The following is a 22980-nucleotide window of genomic DNA, read 5'->3' as shown; positions in this document are numbered from 1 at the left end:
AGCCTGATCCCGCCGTGCTGACCGTGACATACAGCAGCGGTCACGGGCTGCTCGCTCGGGGGTGCGAGGCCTGCACCGCTGGACCGGCACCGTCACCCCGATGCCGCTGTGGTGGGGACGTTGCGCGCGTGCCGGGCCCGGACCTTCCAGGTAGGCAACCTGCGGGCCCGCATGGAGGACGAGGGCGATGTTTTCCTGGCCCGGGTCGCCGAGGTGGTGCTGATGCCCGACGGCCGCTACAGCAAGACGTTCGAGTCCCTGGTCGACATGCCCGTCGGTGATGTGCTGGTCATCGAATCGCTGACGCCGACCTGCCCGTGGGCCGAACCGGTCGTCGCGGCCACGATCGTCGCCGACGCCGTGGAACACCTGGCCGGCGGCGCCTGCGCGGTCGTCCTGCCCCGTGTTCCGGCCTGCGACGACGACCTGCTGCCCGACGCCGGCCAGCTCCTTGACGCCGACGACCTCGGCGAGGACCTGGCCCTCATCGACACGGCCCTGCAGACCGTCATCAACACCTCCGCCGCAGTCCGCCACCGTCTGAACGGCCGCTCCCTGACCGGTTTCGACACCGAACCCTGGCAACGCCCCGGCGACCTCGACACCGGCATCGTCGAGGACGACGACCCCGATGACGCCTACGAAGACGACGACGAGGGCGAGCCGTGGCAGTTCACCGCCCGCACCGGCGCCGTGCTGCGCCTGGCGCTTCAGGACCTGTCGGAGCAGGCATGGCAGGAGGCGCGTGCGCTCGGGGACGAGGTACTGGCCCCTGCGGCGGCGGGGGTGTTCGCCGACCTGCCCGGGATCACTTTCGGCCAGGGACGGGCCTGGCGGCAGCAGATGGCCCGCGCCTTCGACGACCTCGTCGCCGACATCACCGCCGGGAACTGGTCCAAGCCCGGGTGCACCGGGGAGGAGATGACTCTGCACCTCGCGCTCGCCGAAGCCGCGCAGCTGCCCGACCAGGCCCCTCACCGGGTCGCCCGCACCTTGCACGGCTTGCCGGCTCACGCGTACGACTGCGACCGGCTCGTCGACCACTTCTACACCGCTATCGCACCACTGCTCGACCGGCCCTTCGGGTTCTTCGGCCACAGCATGGGCGCACTGATCGCCTACCAGCTCACTCGCCGACTCCTGCGCCAGGGGGAACCGCTCCCCACCTGGCTGGGGGTGTCCGCCTACGCCGCCCCGCAAGGCGAAGCAGGCGCCGACAGCCGCCCTCACCTGATGGCCGACGCCGAACTGCGCGCGTGGCTGCGGAACGGCGGCGGCAGCCCACCGCAGCTCCTCGACAACGACGACGTCTGGCACAAGTTCGCCCCGGTGTTCCGCAGCGACTTCAAACTCGTGGACACCTGGGCTCCTCCCCGCAGCCCGGAGCCGCTGCCCGTCCCGCTCTCGGCATTCGCGGGCGTGCACGACAAGCTGATCGACGAGGACCGTCTCCTTGCCTGGCGAGCGTTCACGACGCACTTCCGCGGACTCGAGAGGTTCGACGGCGACCACTTCTACCTGACGACCCACCAGCAGCTCCTGGCCGCCGCCATCACGGCCGCGATGCGCTCCGCAGCTCCATGAGCCCGCTCTCACGACCACGCCGCCCGTCAGACGATCAACTCTCACGAGGTGCTGGCGGAGGGTGCGGGGGCGAGTCCTCAGGCGTCGGGGTCGACTTCGGGATGCGTGAACCGCACGGGCCTGCCCAGCGACCGGGCGTAGGCGATCTCGGACCTGGTGCTGTCTCCGATGTAGTCGCCGACCACGAGCACCTCATCAGCGAGAAGGATCTTCGACCGGTGCAGCTCGTCAAGTCGAATCTTCAGCGCCTCGGCCTCGACAGGATCGGACCAGAGCTTGTGCGGCGACTTCAGGTCGCAGCCCGGCTTGACGACGATCCTCCCGGCCATGGTCTCCCGCAGATCGGCCTCGGCCATCTCGGCCATGAAACGGGTGGAACCGCAGATCGCGACGATACGCGGGAAGTTCAGCTGCTTCTTCGCCTCGGCGAGCTGGTCCGCGGGGGTGATCGCTTGCGGGGATGTCACTGTTCCTCCTGGTGGTGCTGCCCGAGGGATGCCTGCGGAGACGCGACCGAAGGCGTCCAAGATCATCTTTTCGTGAACGACGTGGCCACCCGCGCGCCCGCACTCTATGCGACGAGCATCTCTACCTGGTGCCGCTGCGCCCGCCGGTCGGCCCTACGCCCCACCTGTGTGACGCCGAACAGGTCGCTTTCGCCACGAGAAGCCGGCGCCGGTTACCGCGTTCAGCGTCTCGATGAGCTGCGTCACGCGGCAGGGGGCCGCGGTGTCGGCTTGGTCGGCCGGTCCCCTACCAGCAGGCTGGTGGCGGTGCCGGGTCGGGTTCGAGTGCAGGGACAACCCGAACGAGGGAGGCGCGATCAGATGACCGCATTGACGGAGTGTTGTCCGTCGGCGATCTTGCGGCCCCGCTGCACCCGGCGCGGCCCGCCGCGGCTCGCTGAGCACTGGCGGCCACGGTCCGTGCCCGTGTCCTGATCGACCTGACCACCTGGCGCCCGCTCATCATCTGACCGCTATCGCTGTGCGCTTCGACGAGGAGACCATGTCCACCGCATCTCACCAGTCCGCTCCCAAGCCTGCCGCCTCTTCCGCACCCAGCCGCACCGCGGAGGAGGAGTTGATCACGGCGGTCGCCGACGCGCTGGTGCTCGCGTACGGGCTGCACCCGGTAGAAATAGCGCGTATCCCGGAAGGCACCGCGACGGACAACTACGCCATCGTGGACCAGACAGGCCGGCGGCACTTCGCCAAGGTCTACCGCACTCGAGAACACCTGAATCTGGAGCGGACCTCGGTCGAACTGTCCGAGTACTGCGCCGACGGAGGTGTCGCGACCGCGCGGGCAACCCGCACGCGCGAGCACGAACTCATCGAGACCCACGGCCGCCTGCCGATGTCCCTGTGGTCGTACGTGCCGCACACCGAGACGGCCGAGGGCGGCCTGAGGGGTGCCCGGTGGGCAGCCGTCGGCACAGCGATGGGCCGCCTCCACAGCCGGCTCGCCGCTCACCCCGCCGCCGCGCCCACTCTGGAACCCGGTGCCGCGGTGTGCGACGTGGCCGCCTCACGGGACCGCTTCGAGCGTCTGATCCACGCGTACCAGCAGAAACCCAGGCTTGGGGAGTTCGAGACGTGGGCGCTGCAGGCGGCGCGTGGGCGACAAGCCATCCTGGGGGACGTCGAGCGCACCCTCGCTTCGCTTCCACAACTGACCGTTCAGATCCTGCAGGGCGACATGGCCGGCCCCAACGTTCTGTTCAAGAACGACGAGGTGGCTGCGATCGTGGACTTCCGACCGCCCACACGCGGGTACCTCGCCTGGGAGATTGCGCGTCTTGGCTGTGACCCCAAGAGCGTGCTGGACAACAGTGCGGAAAGCTGGCTCACCGGATACATCGATCTCACCCTGGCCTACCGGGAGGCCAACCCGAAGGCGTCCGTGGACGACCTCTTGTTCTCGCTTCGTGTCGGCTGTGCAGCCATGCTCTGCTCGGCCTTTCCGCTGTCGGTACCAGTTGAACGACCGCACATCGTCGACGCCGCTATGGAGGCATACGGGCGGGTGCGGCACGAGGCAGCTCTGATGCTGCTGGACCGGCTACTGAACTTGATCGGGTGATGTCGGGCTGTTCGCCGGACAGCGTGCAGGTGGGCTCGGTAGCCCTGGTGAGGTGAGATATCCGCAGGGTGGTGGCTTGACCGACGCCGAGAGGGCCGCGCGGGAGCGGGTCCGGGTCCAGGCCGTGGCGTGCTTCGAGGGCAGGGAGAAGAATCGGGAGATTGCTGCCGCGTTGCGGGTCTCGGAGCGGTCGGTGGAACGCTGGCGGCGCCAGTGGCGCGAGGAGGGCCTGGCCGGTGTGGCGTCGAAGGGATCGCCGGGGCGGCCTCGCCTGTCGGAGACGCAGATGGCCAGGCTGGAGCGGGAGTTGGAGCGTGGCCCGCTGGCCCATGGGTGGACCGATCAGCGGTGGACGCTGGCCCGGGTGAAGACGATGATCGGCCGGCTGTTCCACGTCTCGTACACCGTGGAGGGCACGTGGCGGCTGCTGAGGAGGCACGGCTGGTCCTGGCAGCAGCCTGCTCGGCGCGCGATCGAGCGCGATGGCGACGCGGTGGAGCTGTGGAAGCGGGAGGTCTGGCCGCGGGTAAGAGCACCGCGGCGGCGAACAGCGCCTGGGTGGTCTTCGAGGACGAAGCCGGCCAGTCGATGACGCCGCCGCGTGCCAGGACCTGGGGCCGCCAAGGCAGTACCCCAGTTGTCCGCGTGCGTGGACGTGGCTCGGGCCGGGTGTCGATGGCGGGCATGACCTGCTACAAGCCCGGTGAGCGGTCCCGGCTGATCTACGCGATCCGTGAGTACCGGGGCCGCAAGGACGAACCGAAGGGCTTCGGCTGGAAGGACTACCGCGACCTGATTCTCCGCGCCCGCACGCAGTTGGGCGGCCCGATCGTCCTCGTGTGGGACAACCTGCGCATGCATCTGGTCGCGCCGTTGCGGGAGTTCTTCGAGGCCAATGCCGACTGGCTCACCGTCTTCCAGCTGCCGACGTATGCCCCGGACCTGAACCCGCAGGAGGGCATCTGGTCGCTGGTCAAACGCGACATCGGCAACCTTGCCGCTGCGGACCTCAGTCAGATCACCCGCGCCGTGAAACGCAAGCTCAAGATGCTTCAGTACCGGCCGGAGGTCATCGACGGCTGCCTGGCCGGCACGGGCCTGACCCTCAGCAAGTGATCGGCTTCGCGGATGTGGTCCCGTCGGCTTACTGGGTGCTGCCGCTGCCCAGGCGGGTCTTCTCCCTCGCCCGTCGCCTCGGAATTCGATTGCCACCGGCCCATGGAGTGCGCTGATACTTCGGCATGAGCAGAATTGCGCAGGTCATCGTGCTGGCGCCGTACGCGGACGATGTGATGGAGCCACTGACACGGCCGGATGACTCGCGCAGCTGGCGGGGCCACTTCGAGCGGCTGGACATGTTTGTTGACGGGTGGATGATCGAGTTCAACCGCGTGCGTCCGCGGTCAGGTCTGCTGCGGCACTTGGAATCCCTGGCGTGGCCGTATCCGGCGAGCGTGCAGGTGCTGATCCATGACGAGGAAGATGACTGCTTCGGGCTGTGGATGATGCGCGACGGTGTGCTGGTCGAATTGCCGGTCCCGGGCCATAGGCGCCTGCACGGCCCAGCGCCGACAACCGATGAATTTCCGCCCGACCCGGGCCTGCTGTTGCGGACCGAAGCGACCGTGCCCACCGGCTTCTCGACGGACCGTCAGGACAAGCGCCCCGCCTGGTAAGCCGAGTCAGCTACTGCAAGTTGATTGATGTCGGCCGACACCCGAGGTCAGGCCGACATCACGAGTTCAAGTTCAATACCTGTCATGGAGGAGGCGCTGCGTGACGCTCTTCGCTGAGTTCATGACCCCCATGGCTGGCGTAACTGCCGCCGCAAGCCGCAACCCCGGACAGCGAACTCGTCTGTCCGGGCCCGCGGTAGCAGCAGGGCACTTAAGGGCCAGCCGAGGGCGCAGGGCCAGCGCGTCGAGCTCGGGATGGAGCCGGGCGGCGGCCGCGGTCAGGAGAACGGGGCGGCGATCATCTGGTGAGCTGGTCCACCCGGCGCAGGTCGTCGGGGCTGGTATGGATCGCGGCGATGTTCGCGAGCCACTGCATCCACACCGGCTCGATGCCGGGCGCGGCCTCGAACTCGGCGTCCGTGATGCGTCCCTGGGCGTAGGCGACCGTCCGGTCTGCCAACTCCTTCAGATCATCGGGAGTGATCCAGCGGACGTTTTTCGTCTCGTGGGCGCTCGGGGTGAGGTCGCCGGTGACGGTGGCCCGGTAGACGGTCCATTCGTGGCGGTGGTCGGTGCTGCGTCCGCCGGGAAGGCGGCGGCATGGGTTGTCCCGCCAGCCGCCGGTGACGTGGGTGAGGCCGGTAACGGTGAGGCCGAGCTCTTCCTCAACCTCGGCGCGGCCCGCGTCCTCGGCGGTCCCGTGGTCGTCGATATGGCCGGCGGCAGGTGCCGTGCCGGGCGGGAAGGTGGCGCGGTCGAACATCAGGTAGCGGCCATGGTGATCGGTGATGACGATGCCGACCGAGGTGTTGTCACAGGTCTTCATGGTCTCGCTCCCGGTGGGTGCTGGAGGTCAGGCGGCTACGAGCAGAAGATGGCGATCCTCGCCGAGGTCGCCGCCGGGACCAAGCCAGACGACGTCACGGTGACGAGTTGGCTCGTGATCGTCGCCGAGCTCCCGGAGGAGGCGTGACGCCGATCGCGCCCGCCCGAGTGCCTTCTACGACGGGATGTTCCCTGCCCGTTAGCTGGCCGCCGCGAGAGCTTCCGGTGGCGCAGGGGTTACCTGATTCCGGTCGATGTGGTGACCGCCCGCGCGATCCGGGGCCCGACGAGGCGCTCCGCGAGATCCAGCGGGTACCAGGCGGCGCCGGTCACCTCGGACTCCTGGATACGCCCGACCTCGGCGTCGGCCGTCCTGAAGACATAGCCGAAATCAAGGTGGTAGTGGTCCGGCTCGCCCTTTGCGGGCCTGGCCGGCACCCGGCCGAACTCGACATAGGCAGGGTGCGCAAAGACGAGGGCGACCTGTCCGGGGTCGATGCCGGTCTCCTCGGACAACTCCCGCAGCGCCGCGCCGACCAGCGTCGTGTCGGTCGGCTCCAGATGACCGCCGTTAGGAACAGTTCGCATGTCTCAGTCCCCTTCTTGTCTCACCAACACCCAGGTGAGGCGCCGAGATGATCCATCGCGAACCGCGCCGCAACTGTCTCAGAGATAGATGGGAAAAGTTGCCGGTTCGTAACTCTTCACTGCCGGGTGTGGATGTCCGATTCGCAGGACTCGGTGAAGCGCCGCCAGATCCTCGGACGCCGCGGCTTCATCGCGACCTCTCCCGACCAATTGCTCCAGCCGTCTTCCCGCCGTCGAAGGCTGGCTCGTGCACCATCCGCAGCGGACGGTGGCACAGGCGCGGCGATGGCCAAGGACCAGGGTATGGATGCACCCGAAGCCTTCTGAGTTGACAATGTCGACGCCTTGATCGGCGGGAGATCGGCGGTAGGGCATGCGGGTGATCATGGCGAGCGCTGCGGCGCGGACTGACCACGCCAACGAGGACTTCGCCGGCGCCGTACCGAAAGCGGTGGTGTTGATCGACGGTGCCGGAATCGCTGGCACCGAATCGATCTGCCGTCACGGCGTGGCCTGGTACGCCAGCCGCTTGGGAGGCGTCCTCCTCAGCCTCTTGACACGCTTGCGAGACCGCAACCTTTCGGCGCTGCTCGCCGAGGCCATCGAGCAGGCGACGGACGATCACCGAGATACCTGCGACGTGGCCAACCCCATCAGTCCATCGGCGACCGTGGCCATCCTGCGCCTGTCCGACGGCCTCATCGAGTACCTGGTGCTCGGCGACTCAGTCCTCGTGCTCGACAGAGTAGACGGTGCGCCGGTCGTCGTCTCCGATCCTCGGGAAGTGATCATCAGTCGGTCGTACGAGCACGCGCTCGAGGCCGCCGCTGAGGGTAGCGGCGAATATCATCGAATTCTCCAAGACCTGCGGGCCAACCGGAACCAGCCGGGCGGTTTCTGGGTGGCCAAGGACGACCCGCGGGCGGCAGACGAGGCGATCACTGGAAGCTGTCCGATTTCTGAGCTGACCAGTGCCGTCCTGTTCAGCAATGGAGCCAGCCGTATCGTGGACCGGTTCCGGCTCTTCGACTGGCCAGGAGTCATGACGACGCTGGCGTCGAGCGGACCCGCCGAAATCATCCATCGTGTCCGGCAGGCGGAGGCACGTCACTTGGTGGCGGCAGACGATGCGACGATCGCTCACTGTACTGACCTCGGCGGGGCCTGACCCGCGACAACAAGGGGCGTGTCCGGCCGCCTGGCGAGTTATGACGCACTGCCACCATCCATTCAGGGGTGGCAGTGGACCGCCAGTACTCGAACCGCGGTGTCCGGATCGTCATGCGGCCCGGCTCGATTTTGTCGACCGAGGGCGACATCTGTTACGTGAGGCAGCTAATCTTTCGAGATTAGATCACGCGGACCGTACTGGCAAATCTGGAGTTGCGGGGTCCGCGAGGGCGTTGTCGCACGTATCGACTCGGGGGAGACTTTTTCATGCCGTCCCATCGCGACGGTCGGAAGCCCACATCGCCCAACAATCATGGACCGGCCCCAGACAGCCGCCTTCAGGTGCGATTACTCGGACCGCTCGAGGTGACCGTCGGGGCGCGGACGGTGGAGCTGACGACCGGGAGACTCCGAACGCTCATCGTGGCGCTGGCGTTGTCCGCGGGCCGACCAGTGACCGTCGATCAACTTACGAAGACAGTGTGGGGGCAAAACCTTCCTCTTGATGTCCGGCGGACCTTGTCGACCTACATGACCCGGCTCCGCACCGCACTGGGCGCGGAGTCGGTCGTGTTCGACCCCACCGGCTATGTGTTGCGGGTCAGCCCGGATGATGTCGACGCCCTCCGGTTCAATCATCTCTTGGACGCCGCTGCGCGGGCCGTCGACCCCGCGCGGGAAGCGGAGCTCACGGACCAGGCCGTGGCGCTGTGGCGCGAGTTCCCTTTCCAGGGCGTGCAATCGGCGTGGCTGGAGGATACCGAGGCTCCGCGGATGGCCGAGCGTTACCTGTCGGCGGTCGAGCATCGTGCCGATCGGCTGATCTCGGCGGGCCACGGCGCCGATCTGCTGCCTCAACTAAAGGAGTTGACGGCGCGGTTTCCGTTGCGGGAGTCGCTGTGGGCGCGGCTGCTCGCGGTGCTGGACCGGTGTGACCGGCCGATCGAGGCCCTCAAGTACTACGAGATGATCCGGGTGCGGATCGTCCGGGAACTCGGGGTCGATCCAGGGCCCGAGCTGCAGCAGATCTACCAGGAATTGTTAGGACGTACACTCGATGGCCCGTCGGTTGGTACCGGGCACACGCTTCAGGTCGTGCCCCGTCAGCTGCCCGCCGACGTCAACAGATTCGTCGGCCGGACGGCCGAGGTCCTGACGTTGGACAAGCTGCTCGACGATGAGCACGGTCAAGGGGTGCGGCCCGCCCGGATCGTCGTGATCAACGGTACCAAGGGCCTCGGGAAGACCGTGCTCGCGGTGCACTGGGCCCACCAGACCGCTCATCGATTTCCGGACGGCCAGCTGTACGTCGATCTTCATGGTGACGACCCGTCAAGCCCAGTGTCGACGTCGGAGGCGATGGGTATCCTACTCGATTCCTTTCAGGTGCCGGCGCGCTGCCGTCCGAGCAGCGTCGAAGGACAGGCTGCGCTCTACCGGAGTGTGCTGGCCGGTAGGCGTGTGCTGACGGTGCTGGACAATGCGCGCGACGTTGACCAGGTCCGGCCCCTGCTGCCCGGTGTCCCCAGCTGCGTTGCGGTGGTGACCGCCCGAAGCCCGCTTACGGACATCGTCGTCGCCTTTGGCGCGCGGGTGATCAGGCTGGATCGCTTCCGTCCGTGGGAGCGACGCACGGCGTACTCCGTCGCCGGGATGGTCCGTCGGACGGGCAACACGACACCGCCGCTGAGCAACGACGTCTTCCAACCGCTCGTCGCGGCGGCCCTGTACGTGGTGGAGGTGCTGGCGCCGCACGTCATGAAGCTGCAGCAACAGTTGCAGGAGATGGTGCCGAACCGGCCGGGCCGCAACAACCGGGAGCGTCCGGACTGGAGGGTCGAGGTCCCGCAGGCCATCGACCGCCACATACAGGAGGCTGATCCGTTCGATGTCGCCCTCGATCACGTCGTAGCCGAGCGGCTGGCGGACGGCTGGGATCCGGACGATCTGCTGCTACGGGTGAACCTGATCTCCCTCGCCCACGAGACTGGCCGGCACGCCTTCCACTACACGTGGCTGCCCACCCTGCGCGGCCACCTGGAGAAGGCCGTCAGAGAGGTCGGCCTGTCCAAACGCTGGGGCCGGACGGCCCCCCTGGTGGAGCGCGCGGACGGACGGGGCAGTGTCCCCTGGACCCTGCCGATGAACACCACCGAGGCCCGACTGCAGCTCTCCCGGGCCCGCACAGCCTGCCTCATCGCGCTCGCCGCACTGACCGGAATGCGGAAGAGCGAACTGGCTGAGCTGACCCTCGACTGCCGCCTGCCTCCCGAACAGCTCGGCGAGGGCCGCGTCCGCTTCCGCCTGAAGGGCAAGGTCATCAAGGGCCGGAAGCTGGGTGGTGAACACGATCAGTGGGTGACCATCAAGCAGGCGTACGACACCGCCGACGTAGCCGCCTCGCTCGCTGACCCGGTGAAAAACGACGGTCACCTGTTCAAGTCGCTCTCCTTCGTCACCCCGTACGAATGGTTCCTGACCTGGGTCAATGGCCCAGAGGGCCGTCGCCTTGGGCTGGCGCCGATCCCCGAGGTGCCGGTCAGTCTGCGGATGCTACGGAGAACCCTCGCGGTCGAAATGGCGCACCGGCCCGGTGGTCTGCTGGCCGCCAAGATCCATCTCAAGCACATTTCCGTGGTCACCACGGAGGTTACGCGGACCGCCCCGGTGGGGCCCAGTCGGTGCTGATGGCCGAGTTCGGCCAAGAGGAGCGAGAGCACAAGATGCGCGTCGCCCTCGACGCTTTCCACGACTACCAGAACGGTATCCGCCCTGCGGGGCCTGGCGCCAACGACCTCCTGGACTTCTTCGCGTTCGTCGACGAACAGCTGGATTCCTCCGGGGCGCCGAACATCAAGCGCAGCGACCAGGAGGTAACGAACCTGCTCGCCAAGCGGGCGAAGGCCCTGCACCTGGGGCCAGCGAACTACTGCTGGTTCCTCGACCCGTCCAAGGCACTGTGCCTCAAGCTCGCAGGGGCTCACGCCCGCGGGACGACAGAGCCCTTGATCGGCATGTGCGATTCGGCGCGGTGCCCGCAGGCCACCCACCATGCCGGGCATCGCCCGGTGTGGGCGGCAAGCGCCGAGAGCAAGAAGGTGTTCATCGCCACCATCGGGCGCGCTCAGCGGACGGAGAAGGACCGGCTGGGTACGGAACTCGCCCGCGATGAACGGGTGCTGGCCGAGATTGACGCCCTCTGCGGAACTGGGGCATGACGTGGCCCGTATCAGCGACAAAACCCGGCGGGACAACGAGGCGGCCATTCGGCACGTCATGGAACGGCTCCTTGCCGGTGACGTTCCCCCGGGCGGCAAATGCGACATCAAGGCCCTCGCGGCCCAGGTCGGGGTCGCCCGCACCGGTTTCTATCCCAAGAAGAACCGAGACGGCTCACCGCGGCCTGGCCCCTACCAGCACCTGGCGGAGGAGTTCGAGCGCCGGCTGGCCGAGCTCCGGGAAACGGGCGTGATCCCGGACCCGCGGGCGGCACAGATCGAGCGCCTCAAGGAACAGGTCGCTGGGCTGAAGGGACGCCTCGCCGCGTGTGAAGCGCAGATCGGTGGGCTCACTGACTTCAGGAAGCGGGCTCTGTCGCAGATTGCCGCCCAGAGGATGGAGATCGAGCGGCTTCGCGATGTCTTGGCCGCGCCGTCGAATGTCCGTGCTCTGCCGAACAGTTCAGGAGCGAGCGCGCCGTACGGATCGTGTAGCTGACTACCCGGCCTGGGCTGCTTAGACGTCATCTCATTTGGATGGGTAAGCTGCCAGTCGTGGCGAGGATCGTTGAGCGGCTGGTGCCGGATGAGTTGTGGGAGCTGTTCCAACGGGTGGTGCCGGAGGCGCCGGCGCGGCCTCAGGGTGGGGGCCGACGTCGGCATGGCGACCGCGAAGTGCTGGCTGCGATCGTCTTCGTGGCGACCTCGGGCTGCACGTGGCAGCAGTTGCCGACCGCGTCGTTCGGGCCGTCCGGTGCGACGGCTCACCGGCGTTTCGCCGAGTGGTCGAAGGCCCGGGTGTGGGCCAAACTCCACCGCCTGGTGCTTGACGAACTCGGATCCCGTGGGGAGTTGGACTGGTCGCGGTGCGCGATCGACTCGGTGAACGTGCGGGCCCTGAAAAGGGGGAGCTGGCAGGTCCGAATCCTGTAGACCGGGGTAAGTACGGGTCAAAGATCCACTTGATCACGGAGCGGACGGGACTGCCCCTGTCCATCGGCATCTCGGGCGCCAACACGCACGACAGTCAGGCGCTGATCCCCCTGGTGAAGGGCATACCGCCGATCCGCTCCCGCCGGGGGCCCCGGCGGCGCAGGCCCCACAAACTCCACGCCGACAAGGGCTACGACTACAACCACCTGCGTCGATGGTTATCCAGCCGAGGGATCCGGCATCGCATCGCCCGCAGGGGAATTGAGACCTCGCAACGGCTCGGCCGCCACCGTTGGACCATCGAACGCACCATGTCCTGGCTCGCCGGATGCCGACGCCTGCACCGCCGTTACGAACGCAAGGCCGACCACTTTCTGGCCTTCACCAGCATCGCCTGCACCCTGATCTGCTACCGCAGACTCACCAAATGAGATGACTTCTTAGACGGGGCGCGCGGCGTGGCCTCGGTGCCGTTCGTGCTGTGCGCTTCGAAGGAGTACATCGAACGACACGGGGAGCCAACCCATCCTGACGATCTAAGTGAGCATGACTGCATCGTCCATACCAACGACCCGGTCTGGCGTCTCGGCAGGGGGCACACCTCTACACCGATCAAGATCCGCAACGTGGTGTACTCGTCCAACTCCTACCTGGTGTTGCAGAAAGCGACCGCACTCGGCCGCGGCATCGCTCTGCTTTCCGAACGGGCGGTCTACGACGACTTGTCGTCGGGCAATCTCCAGGCTCTTCTTTCCGAATTCGGCGTTGCCGACCGATCTCTCTACTCGATCTACGGCCCCGGCGACGCTGTACCGCGCAAGGTGAGTGAACTGCTGGACTTCCTCACTACGTGGTTCAAGGAGAACCCCATGCCCACGCTTCATGCCGACACAGCTCTGGGGTAGCTCGTGGCCCTACCGTGGGCGGCCGGCGAACGCATGGGCGGAGGAGCTGTTGGCACCGCCGCAACGGCGCCGCCACAACGGGCGCACTCCCAGAAGGGCCCGCAGGTCCGGGTCCGTTGCGGAGGGCCGAGCCTTCGGATGGCCTCGTGCATTCTATTGCTGGGTGGTGGACACCGTCGGCTTGCCCGGACCCCTTTGTGCTGCCCCGCCGACCTGGACAAGATCCGGGGTCGACTGATGCTGGCCGTCCGGATCAGATGGCACACCGTTTGACGCGATGGACACGAGCCGGGCAGCTTTGAGCTGCGTCTCGTCCCACTCGCGTTCCGGATCCGATCCCCACGTTATGCCGGCCCCGGTTCCGAAACACAGGCTTGACTGGGCCCGGTCGATCCAGAAGGTGCGTATTCCCACTGCCAGTTCGCCGCAACGTCTGTCGGCATCGACCCACCCGATGCCGCCGCAGTAGGGGCCGCGGGGCGTGGTCTCCAGAGAGCGGATGATGCCTAGAGCGCTCTGCTTGGGGGCGCCGGTCACAGAGCCTGGAGGAAAGGCGGCAGCCAGCAGTTGCCCCCAACGGGTGTCCTTGCCCAGCACTCCGCGGACGGTGGATACCAGGTGTACGAGCCCCGGGTGCTGCTCCACGGCGCACAGGCTCGGAACGGTCACACTGCCGATCTCACAGGCGCGGCCGAGGTCGTTGCGGACCAGATCGACGATCATGATGTTCTCGGCATGGTCCTTCTCCAGGAGGTCGCCCTCGGTGCGGCCGGTGCCTTTGATGGGCCCGGAATGGATGATCTGGCCTTCCCGGCGAAGGAACAGCTCCGGAGAGGCTGAGGCCACTTCTATCCCGTGGTCGGGCAGTCGGATCATTGCGGCGTACGGGGCGTGGTGGCGCGCGGACAGCCGGTCGCCCAGTGCCTTGATGTCTGCGTCGGCGCCGACGGGAGCGGACAGGATCCGGCACAGGTTGGCCTGGTAGACGTCTCCTGCTGCGATGTGATCGCGGATTTCCTCAACGCCGGCCATATAGGAGGCGCGGTCAAGTGAGCTGGTCCACTGATGCGGTCCGGGGCCGTGCCAGGGGCCAGGCTGCGAGGCCGGCGCAAGCGGCCTGACGTGGCGGAAGCGGGCGAAAGTGAGGCGGCCCTCGAAGTCGGCCACGACGGCCCAGAAGCCCTCGGAGTCGAGAGCTTCGGGATCGTGGGTGACGTCGACGAGGCCGCTCGCCACACGGCCACGAAACACCGCCAGAGCAGGGAGGTTGTTCATGTCTGGTCTCTTTCGTGGCGTGCAGACGGGGCGGCGGCTACGCGGGTACGGCTTCGCGCTCGGCTGCCCACTCGGCGGCCTGGAGCGTGTTGACGAGGAGCATGGCGATGGTCATCGGGCCGACTCCGCCCGGCACCGGTGTGATGCGGCCGGCGATGCCGTCGAGTTCGGCCGCACGCACATCACCGGTCAGTCCCTCAGGCGTCCGGTGGATGCCGACGTCGATGACCGTGGCGCCCGGCTTGATGTGTTCGGGGCCGATGAGGCCGCGGACTCCGGTGGCGACGACGACGACGTCGGCGGGGCGGGTCACCGCCGCGAGGTCGGCTGTGAACTCGTGGGCGACCGTGACAGTCGCTCCGCGCCGCAGCAGGAGCTGGGCCAACGGGCGGCCGACGAGCTCACCCCAGCCGACGACGGCGATGCATGAGCCCTGCAGCTGGATGCCTTCCGCGTCGAGCAACTCGATGACGCCACTGGGGGTGCAGGGGCGAAGGCCGCGTTCCCCACGGGCCAGGAGGCCGGAGCTGGCGGTCGTGAGACCGTCGACGTCCTTGGTGACAGGAATGCGGTCGATCAGCTGCGCGGCGCCGAGCTGTGCGGGCAGGGGCAGTTGAAGCAGGATTCCATGGACGTCCGGGTCGGCGGCCAGGTCGTCGATGACCGTTGCGACGTCGGCCTGGCTGGAGTCGTGGGGCAGGTGGCGGTGGACGTCGCGCATCCCGGCCTCACGGATGGCCCGGCGTTTGGCGGCGACGTAGACAGCACTGGCCGGATCGTCACCGACGAAAATCGTTGCGAGGCCGGGAACCCGTCCGCCGGCACTGGCCTGGCGGACTCGTTCGGCAACCTGGGACCGAATATGGCGGGCGATCTCCGCGCCCTTGATCGTACGTGTCATGGTGGCGAACCGCTTTCTCTCGGCGAACGATTCGCCCGGTGGCGAGGACTGCATGCGGGGCCGCGGCGAGCCTGTGCCGGCCACGGTGTACGGCGCCGGAGACCGGGGCGACGGCGGTGAGCACCAAAGCGGACCATCCGCTGTATCCGTCGCCCCGGTGACCTCTCCGGTGCACGACAAGACCACCTGTCCCTGTTCCGGGCGGTTTACCTGTCAGGTGCCGGGTGTGTAAGAGCGTCAGGCGAACACGATGGTGTGGTTGCCGTTGCGGATGACCCGGTCCTCGGCGTGCCAGAGCACGGCGCGGGAGAGCACGGCACGCTCGACGTCCGCGCCGCGGCGCGTCAGGTCGGTGGCGGTGTCGGCATGGGTGACGCGGACGACGTCCTGCTCGATGATCGGCCCCTCGTCGAGGTCCTCGGTGACGTAGTGGGCGGTGGCACCCACCAGCTTCACGCCCCGTTCCTTGGCCTTGGCGTAGGGGCCGGCGCCGATGAAGGCCGGAAGGAAGGAGTGATGAATGTTGATGACCGGCACGCCGGCCTTCTCGATGAAGCCGCCGGAGAGGATCTGCATGTAGCGGGCGAGGACCACGAAGTCGACGTTGCCCTTGAGGAGCCGCAGGTGCTCGGCCTCGGCGGCGGACTTGTCCGCACCCATGGACGGCACATGGAAGAAGGGGATACCGAAGCTGCGTACCTCCTCGGCGACGTCCGGGTGATTGGAGATCACCATGGGGATGCTCACCGGCAGTTGCCCTTGGCGGTGGCGCCACAGCAGATCCAGCAGGCAGTGGTCGGATTTGGACGCGAAGATCGCCACGCGCTTGGGGACCGACATGTCGCGCAGCGTGTAGGTGAGTCCGTACTTCTTGACCAGCTTCTCGTCGAGCTCGGCGCGCAGCGCGGGCAGGGCGGCCTGGAGACCGTCCAGCGAGAACACGGTGCGCTGGAAGAAGGCGCCGCCGTGCGGGTTGTCGGAGTACTGGTCGAGAGCGACGATGTTGGCACCGTGCCGGCCGAGCACTGCGGTGACGGCCGCGACGATGCCGGTGGCGTCGGAACCCTGGACGATGAGGGATGCCTGGTGGTCCGTCCCCTGGCCTGTACGGGCGGTGCGGGCCGGAGAGGCCTGGGTGACCGTCATGCGTGAGCTTCCTTCCTGAACTGAGCAATCCATGCAGAGGTGGCCTTCAAGCCGCCGAACGTGTAGAAGTGAATCTTCACTTCGCCGTGCTGCCCGGGGTCGTATCCGTCGGCCAGGGAGCGCAGGAATCGGTCCGGCCCTGCCGTGCCCATGAGGTTGGTGATGGACAGGCCGTACTTCTTGGCGATGGTGGCACTGGTGCCCACGCCGAAGCGGGTGGCGTAGGACATCAGACGCCGCACGCCGGCCGGTCCGGGAACGCCGATGCGAATCGGCAGGGTGATGCCTTCGCTGCGGACGCGCTCGATCCAGGCGAGCACGGGGGCGACGTCGAACCCGAACTGGGTGATGACGCTGCCCTCCAGGCCCTGGGCGGTGATGGCGGCGTTCTTCTCGCGCAGCGCGGACCACAGCACGTCGGAGGCGATGGCCGGATGGCCTTCCGGGTAGCCGCTGATGCCAATGTGACGCACCCCGTATTCGGACAGCAGACCTGACTCGATCAGGGCCAGGGAGTCCTCGTAAGGACCTTCGGGACGGGAGGGGTCTCCGCCCACGGTGAAGACGTCGCTACCGGTGGCGTCGGAGCGCAGTCCGTCGAGGAACTGCTCGAAGTCGGCCTGGGACCCAAGACGCCGGGCCGAGATGTGCGGGACCGGGTGGAAGCCGAGGCGCTTCACGGCCCGGGCCGCGCCCAGCCGCATCTGGAGGTCCTCGTTTCCCAGGAAGGTGACGTTGATCCGGGTGCCCGGCGGGATGAGGCCGGCTGCCTCCTCCAGCTTCGGAATGTCCTTGCCGGTCATTTCGAGAGAGAAGTCATCCAGCAGCGAAGTACTCACCGCGGGAGCGGCTGAGCTGAGGGGGTTCATCGTGCTCCTAACGGGGGTGGGAGAGCAGCCCTCGCCGTGTGCGGTGGGGCTGGCCGACCGCCTGACGGGCCCTCGGCCTTGCGGCAGGGGAGGAGCCGGGGCCATGGGGCCCGTCGGGCGGCTGCCGGTCATCACCTGTCGGGGACCGGCCTCAGGGCGTGACGCCGTTGTGAATCAGGCGTCGCGGCGGTACTCGGTGCGGGCGTGCCGGTCGAAGGGGCTGACCTCGACGGTGGCGCGGATGCGCGGGAACCCGAGGTCGGCCTCGGGGTCGGTACCCGCGCCCGGGTGGTCACCCCACACCACGGTCACCTCGGTGCCGGGCTCGGCGTGGGCGGCGTCGATCAGCGTCTGGGACAGCACGGTGCCGACCGGGTCGATCGCGGCGGTCTGCATGGTGACGCCGACCAGGCCGGAGGACGTCTCCACCCGGTGGCGGGCGTAGCTGAGGACGAAGCCCGGGTCCCCGCCGCCACCGATCACACGGCGCACGTCGTCCGGGTCGAAGACCAGGGTCACCTTCTTGCGCAGCCCGCCCTCCTCCTTGGCCTTGAGCAGGGCGTCGCGGCCGTGGAAGTCGTGCCCGAAGTGGATCATCTTGCGGTAGCCCAGCTCGAACGGAGAGACGTAGTAGTCCGCGATGTCGTTCGAGAAGAAGCTGCCGCACAGCGGGCGCTTGCCCTCGATGCCGAACAGCGGCAGCCAGGACCGGTACTCCGCCAGCTCGGGGTCGGTGTAGATACCGGGCACGGGCGAGGGGATCCAGCCGCTCTCCACGCTAGGCGTGGTGTAGGCCAGGGCACCGACCTGGACCAGGCCGAGCGGCTCGCCGGCCTTCAGGAACGCGTCGTGCACGTAGGCCGCGTGCTCCCAGGGGCCGATGAACTCGTAGCCGGCCTGGCCGGCCATGCCGTGGCGCAGGGCCTTGAAGGAGCGGCCGTTGAGCGTGACCGGCGTGGAGTGGAAGAACTTCGTCTCCGGGATGGGACCGCCGAAGACCTTCTCGATCAGCTCGATCGCGAGCGGGCCCTGGATCTGGTAGCGGAAGATCCTCGGGTCGCCGCCGCCGGGACGGAACGCGGAGGACGGGTCGGTGGAGAAGGCGACGTCATAGCCGCCCTTCTCGGCGTGGTACTGCACCCAGTGCTGGCAGGCCGGGACACCGCTGAGCAAGTAGGAGTTCTCGGACTCCCGGGCGAGGATCCCGTCGGTGACGATCTGGCCGTGGCGGTTGACCGGTACGTACTGCTTGGCCTGGCCGACGGCGAACTTCTCGAAGTTGTTAGCGCCGTAGTCCGCCAGGACCTGGGTGGCGTCCGGGCCCTCGATCCACATGTCGTACATGTGATGCGACAGGTTGAGCAGCGCCACGCCCTCGTGCCAGGCGCGCTGCTCGACACGCCAGCCGGCGTACTCGCGGCCGACCACCTCAGGCGTCCAGGGCTCGGCGCCCGGCTGCCACAGCAGCTGGATGGGGGAACCGGCCTTGTCGATGCCGTCCTGAAGGCTGGGAGTTGTCATGTGATTCCTTCTTTCGAGGTGGTCCGACGCAATCCCTCGATGAGGTCCGACCAGGAGGAACTAAATCGATCTAGTTCCTGTGTGTGGCCGTCTGCGGCTCAGAGAACGTGCGGGGTGTGTGACCTAAATCGATCTAGCGGAAGCTAGCAGAGGAGGTGCGTTCCAGACGAGGTCTGTGCGGCGCCTTTTTCAGCGAGTGTGAGGCGGCACGGATCGCAGGATCGAGGAGGCGTGGCTCTCAGCGGACCAGGCAGCGGCCATGTACACGGCGTGAAGGCTGGAGCGGACGTCGTGCACGCGGACGCATGAGGCTCCCGCGGCGGCCGCGAGTGCTGAGACCGCGGCCGTTGCGGCGTCACGCTCCTCCGATTCAGCATCGCCCGCGCCGTACGCCTGGAGGGCGGCGCGGATCAGCCTCTTTCGTGACGCGCCGACAAGGAAGGGGAAGCCCATGTCCTTCAACGCGCCCAGATGCGCCAGGAGTTGCCAGTCGTGATCGGCGTCCTTGGCGAAACCGAGGCCGGGGTCGAGGACTATGCGCTCTGCTTCCACCCCTGCTTCGATGGCGGCCTCCACGCGGGCGTGGAGCTCGCCGACGACCTGGCTCACGACGTCGTCGTATACGGCATGCCGGTCCATCTCGTGGCTCGGCGCTCGCCAGTGGGTGATGATGTACGGGACCTGTGCGGCGCCCACTGTGGCCGCCATGGCCGGATCGGCCAGGCCGCCGCTCACGTCATTCACCACACAGGCTCCCGCCTGCACAGCGGCTTGCGCCACCTCGGCGTGCATGGTGTCGACGCTGACCGCCACTCCGGCCAGGGCCAGCTCCCGGACCACAGGCACCACCCGTGCGAGCTCCTCGGTCAGTGGAACCGGCCGGGCGCCGGGCCGGGTGGACTCTCCGCCGACATCGACCAGGTCAGCCCCTGCGCGGGCCATCTGCAGACCGCGCTGGACTGCGCGTCGTGTGTCGGCGTAGCGCCCGCCGTCAGAGAATGAGTCGGGGGTGACGTTGAGGATTCCCATCACCAGGCATCTGCCCTGCTGCGGAAATCCTCCCGGAAGTGGGGGTGAGCACCCTGTGACGGTGCGCTGGCTCACGTCGATCATGCTGGAGAGACCTCCTCTGTGCACGGATCAGCTGCCCGGGCACGCAAGCACTAAATCGATATAGCCAGCAGGTTACAACTGATTACTAAATCGTTCTAGCCCTCGGGTGGGAAAATTTCGTCCGCGTAGGCGCGGGATGCACGAGGGCCTGGCGTGCCGACGCGTCAGCGGCGAGGCGTGTAGGTGAGGGCCTTGACCTCGCGCAATGTAGGAACCGCCTCGACGTCCTGCACGCCCTCGATCGCTCCGACCTGGTCGGCCAGATACGCGAAGAGTTCTTCTGTCGTGCGGCACAGCACCGAGACCACGACGTTGGCCCTACCGCTGACAGCGGCGGCGAAGCGCACCTCACGGTGGCCGGCAAGGGTCTGCCCCACCGCGCGCAGTCGGGACGGATCCACCTTCAGCCACAGCACCGCCTCGGTGCCGTGCCCGAACGGCTCGTGGTCGTACTCGACATGGAAGTACAGAACACCCGTCGCACGCAGTCTGCGCACGCGCCGCTTGATCACTGCCTCCGTCTGTCCGGTCGCGGCCGCGAGCTCGGTGACCGTGGCTCGTCCATCGTGGCGCAACAGTTCCAACACGGCCTCGTCCAAAGGCTCCAGGTCCACGGGAGCTTCGGCGTCCGTCGGAGCGTCCGGCCGCAGTGCGGCCTCCTGAGCCGAGTCCAGAGTGTCGATCTTGTTCAGCCAGCCGAGCGGGCCACCGTAGAAATGAGAAAGGACGCAGGAGGCGTCGACCGACGTGACGCGGCGAGTGCGCGGGATCTGGTCCAGGAGCAGTTCGTCACGGTCCTGGCGGCTCCTCGGTTTCATCGCGCACATCACCTCCGTACCGCCGGACATCAGGCCGATGTAGGAGGTATCCGGTCGGCGGGCGAGGGCATCCGCCAACGACTCGGCGGCATCGGGGGTGCAGCGCAACCGCACAATCCAGTTGGCGCGTCCCAGCCGACTGTGATCGGCCATGCCCAGGACTCTGAGCCGCGTCTCGTTGCGCAGCCGGCGAAAACGGCGCGCAATGGTCTGGTCCGACACGCCGAGGACCTCTGCGATTCGGCTGAAGGGCGCGCGACCGTCGATCTGCAGAGCTTGCAGCAGACGCAGGTCGATCGCATCGGGCTGGTACACGCGAGCCATCTTTCTCCGGAACACCTGTCTGAAGCGGAGCGTCACACAATGGCGAGATTCTTCACCTGCTTCGACACGCGCAGTGCCCCTGGGCCTCGGCGTGCTCGTGCCGAGAACCAGGGGCACCACTGGGCCGGAACCGTCCCCGTCCCCACGGGGGTTCCGGTGTCGTCCGCTGCTCCGCTGCAGTGAGACGAACTCCGCAGGCGCATACCCTGCGTCCGCGGAGTCTGGGTGGCTACGGCCGATCGGTGGCGGCCGCCTCGACCGGGTGCTGGTCTGCGGCGAGAGGCCGGGCGCCACCGGCGGCAACCAGTGCGGCGGGCCGCTGGCTGGACGCGGGGCGCAGCAGCCACGCTGCTACTGCGGCACCGAACAGCACCACCACGGCTGATACCAGGAGGCACAGTTGAAGCCCGTCGAGGAAGGACTGGGACAGCGCCTCCAGGGCCGGTCCCGTGGAACGGCCGAGCGGCAGAGTGGCGACAGCCCCCAGGCCGTCGGCATCGACAGCTCCCAGAACCTGGCTGCGGGCCGCATCCGACACACCGGCAGCAGCGAGGTGGTAGGGGAGCGTGTCGACCGCCTTGCCCGTCAGCAAGGCGCCCAGAATGGCGGGGCCCAGGGCGCCGCCAACCTGCCGGAAAGCGTTGTTGCCCGCGGCCGCCATGCCTGCCTGATGGTGTGGGACGGACGAGACGGCGGTCGCCGTGATGCACGGGAAGGCAAGCCCGAGTCCGAGACCCACCAGCGCCAGACGCCACGCCAACGAGCCGAAGGAGGTGCTGATTCCGACGTTCGTCAAGACCAAGAGACCCACCGCCGTGATGACCAGGCCCCCGGTGATCAGCACGCGGGCGGACAGGAACCGCATGAGCCGACCCACCGCGGTGCCCAGAACCATGGGCGGCACGGTGATCACCAGCAGCCGCAGTCCGGCATCCAAGGTGCTGAGCTGCTGCACCATGCCCAAGTACAAGCTCAGGACGAAGAAGAAGCCGATCAGCGCGAGGAAGCTGATCATGACAACCAACGCAGACCCGGTGAACGAAGCACTGCGGAACAGTGACAGGTCCAGCATCGGGCTGGCGCTGCGTCGCTCCACCAGGACGAAGGCGACGCCGGAGCAGACCGCGATGGCGAGAGCGACGATCACATGAATGTCGCCGAAGGAGCCCGTGCCGCCTTCGATGACGCCGTACACCAGGGCAACGATCGCCAGCGCGGCAGTGATCTGACCCGGCCAGTCCAAGGCCCGCTGCACCGAGGACCTCGACTCCGTCAGCACGAAGGACGCGATCACCATGGTGATCAAGGACAGGGGAATGGACAGCAGGTAGATCCACCGCCATGCGACATGCTCCACGATCACGCCTGCGATAAGCGGGCCGACGGTCAGCGACCCCATCATGGAGGTGGTCCACAGGCCGATGTACTTTCCGCGCTCGCGCGGGTTGGGCACCGCGTGGCTGATGAGTGCCAGCGTCATCGGCAGCAGCGCCGCGGCCCCCACCCCCAGCAAGGCCTGCCCCACCCATACCTGTGCGATCGATTGCGCGGTCAGAGCCACTGCGGAGCCGAGCACGCAGAACCCGAGGCCGGCCTGGAAGACCTTCTTGCGCCCGTGCACGTCGCCGAACACCCCGGCGGTCAAGATCAGAGCGGCCACCGGCAGCACAAACGCGTCGGACACCCACGAGAGGTCGGCGGTCGACGCGCCCAGTGCCTGCTGGATGACCGGAAGACTCACCGAGACTGTCGTCACCGGGAAGTAACCAACGAACACCCCCAGACATGCCATGACCAGCGTCGCCGCACGCCGGTCGGTCCGTTCCTTGATCACTGCTGTACTCACTCCAGGCTCCTTTACGACAGCGGGAGGGGCCCGCTCGTCGACCTGGCAACTTTGGGTCCCGATCCATGAGCTCGGCGAGCCACAAGGCCCCCGGGGTCCGAATCCGACATAACTGGCCCTGCGGTCGTCAGAAAGCTCCACGTCGAATGGCGCGAAGATGAGCCGCTGCTGCGGCGGCGTATC

At 67.6% G+C, this 22980-nt stretch carries 21 protein-coding genes and 1 pseudogene; 11 read left to right on the top strand and 11 right to left on the bottom strand.

Annotated elements, in window-relative coordinates; all coding sequences use genetic code 11:
- Positions 1-108: 108 nt before the first annotated feature.
- A complete protein-coding gene (locus RWE79_RS01050) occupies positions 109-1584 on the top strand; it encodes a thioesterase II family protein (protein WP_475938098.1) in 1476 nt (491 codons plus the stop codon).
- A 77-nt stretch (positions 1585-1661) separates the two neighbouring features.
- Here RWE79_RS01050 and RWE79_RS01045 read toward each other — a convergent pair whose 3' ends face one another.
- Positions 1662-2051, bottom strand: coding sequence for a hypothetical protein (locus RWE79_RS01045; RefSeq protein ID WP_475938097.1), 390 nt, complete (start codon positions 2049-2051; stop codon positions 1662-1664).
- Positions 2052-2571: 520 nt separating this feature from the next.
- Here RWE79_RS01045 and RWE79_RS01040 point away from each other — a divergent pair.
- The 3 genes from RWE79_RS01040 (at position 2572) to RWE79_RS01030 (ending at position 5345) form a co-directional block, all read left to right on the top strand.
- Positions 2572-3669: a phosphotransferase enzyme family protein gene (locus RWE79_RS01040; RefSeq protein ID WP_475938096.1), complete on the top strand. Its 1098-nt coding sequence runs from the start codon at positions 2572-2574 to the stop codon at positions 3667-3669.
- A gap of 52 nt (positions 3670-3721) precedes the next feature.
- Positions 3722-4785 (top strand): IS630 family transposase gene (locus RWE79_RS01035; RefSeq protein ID WP_475938095.1). Its coding sequence is split into 2 segments (ribosomal slippage): positions 3722-4186 and positions 4189-4785, totalling 1062 coding nucleotides; the frame shifts between segments, so codons are not numbered across the junction.
- A gap of 125 nt (positions 4786-4910) precedes the next feature.
- Complete coding sequence (locus RWE79_RS01030; RefSeq protein ID WP_475938094.1) at positions 4911-5345, top strand: hypothetical protein; 435 nt, start codon at positions 4911-4913, stop codon at positions 5343-5345.
- A gap of 298 nt (positions 5346-5643) precedes the next feature.
- On the opposite strand, the gene RWE79_RS01025 is transcribed toward RWE79_RS01030, so the two are convergent.
- On the bottom strand, positions 5644-6171 hold the full coding sequence (locus RWE79_RS01025) for an NUDIX hydrolase (protein WP_475938093.1): 528 nt from the start codon (positions 6169-6171) through the stop codon (positions 5644-5646).
- Positions 6172-6407: 236 nt separating this feature from the next.
- Positions 6408-6758 (bottom strand): NUDIX domain-containing protein, encoded by a 351-nt coding sequence (locus RWE79_RS01020; RefSeq protein WP_475938092.1) that lies wholly within the window; start codon positions 6756-6758, stop codon positions 6408-6410.
- 373 nt (positions 6759-7131) lie between these two features.
- Here RWE79_RS01020 and RWE79_RS01015 point away from each other — a divergent pair, with 373 nt between their 5' ends.
- The 7 genes and pseudogenes from RWE79_RS01015 to RWE79_RS00985 all read left to right on the top strand — a co-directional run bounded on the left by RWE79_RS01015 (position 7132) and on the right by RWE79_RS00985 (position 12984).
- Positions 7132-7926, top strand: a complete 795-nt coding sequence (locus RWE79_RS01015) for a protein phosphatase 2C domain-containing protein (protein WP_402187970.1) — start codon at positions 7132-7134, stop codon at positions 7924-7926.
- Positions 7927-8195: 269 nt separating this feature from the next.
- Positions 8196-8480: pseudogene (locus RWE79_RS01010) on the top strand (AfsR/SARP family transcriptional regulator); the annotation flags it as partial.
- A gap of 18 nt (positions 8481-8498) precedes the next feature.
- A complete protein-coding gene (locus RWE79_RS01005) occupies positions 8499-10616 on the top strand; it encodes a BTAD domain-containing putative transcriptional regulator (protein WP_475945537.1) in 2118 nt (705 codons plus the stop codon).
- Positions 10610-11146, top strand: a complete 537-nt coding sequence (locus RWE79_RS01000; protein ID WP_475938091.1) for a hypothetical protein — start codon at positions 10610-10612, stop codon at positions 11144-11146. The genes RWE79_RS01005 and RWE79_RS01000 overlap by 7 nt, the downstream gene beginning before the upstream one ends.
- A gap of 1 nt (position 11147) precedes the next feature.
- A complete protein-coding gene (locus RWE79_RS00995; RefSeq protein WP_475938090.1) occupies positions 11148-11645 on the top strand; it encodes a hypothetical protein in 498 nt (165 codons plus the stop codon).
- Positions 11646-11683: 38 nt separating this feature from the next.
- A protein-coding gene (locus RWE79_RS00990; protein WP_475938089.1) for an IS5 family transposase occupies positions 11684-12510 on the top strand; the annotation gives its coding sequence in 2 pieces (ribosomal slippage) (positions 11684-12046 and positions 12049-12510; 825 coding nt in all).
- Positions 12511-12537: 27 nt separating this feature from the next.
- Entirely contained in the window at positions 12538-12984 is a 447-nt protein-coding gene (locus RWE79_RS00985; protein ID WP_375986650.1) for a LysR substrate-binding domain-containing protein, read from the top strand.
- Between the two features lie 153 nt (positions 12985-13137).
- Here the strand turns inward: RWE79_RS00985 and RWE79_RS00980 are convergent, their stop codons facing one another.
- From RWE79_RS00980 to RWE79_RS00945, 8 genes are all read right to left on the bottom strand, one after another.
- Positions 13138-14259, bottom strand: coding sequence for a chorismate-binding protein (locus RWE79_RS00980; RefSeq protein WP_475938088.1), 1122 nt, complete (start codon positions 14257-14259; stop codon positions 13138-13140).
- Between the two features lie 37 nt (positions 14260-14296).
- Positions 14297-15160, bottom strand: coding sequence for a bifunctional 5,10-methylenetetrahydrofolate dehydrogenase/5,10-methenyltetrahydrofolate cyclohydrolase (locus RWE79_RS00975; protein WP_475938087.1), 864 nt, complete (start codon positions 15158-15160; stop codon positions 14297-14299).
- A 237-nt stretch (positions 15161-15397) separates the two neighbouring features.
- Positions 15398-16306: a formyltetrahydrofolate deformylase gene (gene purU, locus RWE79_RS00970; protein ID WP_375986652.1), complete on the bottom strand. Its 909-nt coding sequence runs from the start codon at positions 16304-16306 to the stop codon at positions 15398-15400.
- Positions 16303-17175, bottom strand: coding sequence for a methylenetetrahydrofolate reductase (locus RWE79_RS00965; protein ID WP_375986653.1), 873 nt, complete (start codon positions 17173-17175; stop codon positions 16303-16305). Before RWE79_RS00965 ends, purU begins: the two co-directional genes overlap by 4 nt.
- A 174-nt stretch (positions 17176-17349) precedes the next feature.
- The gene (locus RWE79_RS00960) at positions 17350-18696 is read right to left on the bottom strand and encodes an aminomethyl transferase family protein (RefSeq protein WP_475938086.1); all 1347 of its coding nucleotides are present in this window, start codon (positions 18694-18696) and stop codon (positions 17350-17352) included.
- 189 nt (positions 18697-18885) lie between these two features.
- Complete coding sequence (gene folP, locus RWE79_RS00955; protein WP_475938085.1) at positions 18886-19809, bottom strand: dihydropteroate synthase; 924 nt, start codon at positions 19807-19809, stop codon at positions 18886-18888.
- Positions 19810-19973: 164 nt separating this feature from the next.
- The gene (locus RWE79_RS00950) at positions 19974-20942 is read right to left on the bottom strand and encodes an Lrp/AsnC family transcriptional regulator (protein WP_475938084.1); all 969 of its coding nucleotides are present in this window, start codon (positions 20940-20942) and stop codon (positions 19974-19976) included.
- Between the two features lie 238 nt (positions 20943-21180).
- Positions 21181-22743 (bottom strand): MFS transporter, encoded by a 1563-nt coding sequence (locus RWE79_RS00945; protein WP_475945535.1) that lies wholly within the window; start codon positions 22741-22743, stop codon positions 21181-21183.
- Positions 22744-22980: the final 237 nt, after the last annotated feature.

Source organism: Streptomyces sp. RLA131 (genome assembly GCF_056270125.1).
The sequence above is the reverse complement of the archived record's forward strand: the minus strand, read 5'-3'. Positions and strand labels throughout refer to the sequence as shown.

Bases quoted from the DNA above. Each gene is read 5' to 3' on its own strand.
- RWE79_RS01030 (WP_475938094.1), top strand. From the start codon at position 4,911: ATGAGCAGAATTGCGCAGGTCATCGTGCTGGCGCCGTACGCGGACGAT.
- RWE79_RS01025 (WP_475938093.1), bottom strand. From the start codon at position 6,171: ATGAAGACCTGTGACAACACCTCGGTCGGCATCGTCATCACCGATCAC.
- RWE79_RS01020 (WP_475938092.1), bottom strand. From the start codon at position 6,758: ATGCGAACTGTTCCTAACGGCGGTCATCTGGAGCCGACCGACACGACG.
- RWE79_RS01015 (WP_402187970.1), top strand. From the start codon at position 7,132: ATGCGGGTGATCATGGCGAGCGCTGCGGCGCGGACTGACCACGCCAAC.
- RWE79_RS00980 (WP_475938088.1), bottom strand. From the start codon at position 14,259: ATGAACAACCTCCCTGCTCTGGCGGTGTTTCGTGGCCGTGTGGCGAGC.
- RWE79_RS00975 (WP_475938087.1), bottom strand. From the start codon at position 15,160: ATGACACGTACGATCAAGGGCGCGGAGATCGCCCGCCATATTCGGTCC.
- purU (WP_375986652.1), bottom strand. From the start codon at position 16,306: ATGACGGTCACCCAGGCCTCTCCGGCCCGCACCGCCCGTACAGGCCAG.
- RWE79_RS00965 (WP_375986653.1), bottom strand. From the start codon at position 17,175: ATGAACCCCCTCAGCTCAGCCGCTCCCGCGGTGAGTACTTCGCTGCTG.
- RWE79_RS00960 (WP_475938086.1), bottom strand. From the start codon at position 18,696: ATGACAACTCCCAGCCTTCAGGACGGCATCGACAAGGCCGGTTCCCCC.
- folP (WP_475938085.1), bottom strand. From the start codon at position 19,809: ATGATCGACGTGAGCCAGCGCACCGTCACAGGGTGCTCACCCCCACTT.
- RWE79_RS00945 (WP_475945535.1), bottom strand. From the start codon at position 22,743: ATGGCATGTCTGGGGGTGTTCGTTGGTTACTTCCCGGTGACGACAGTC.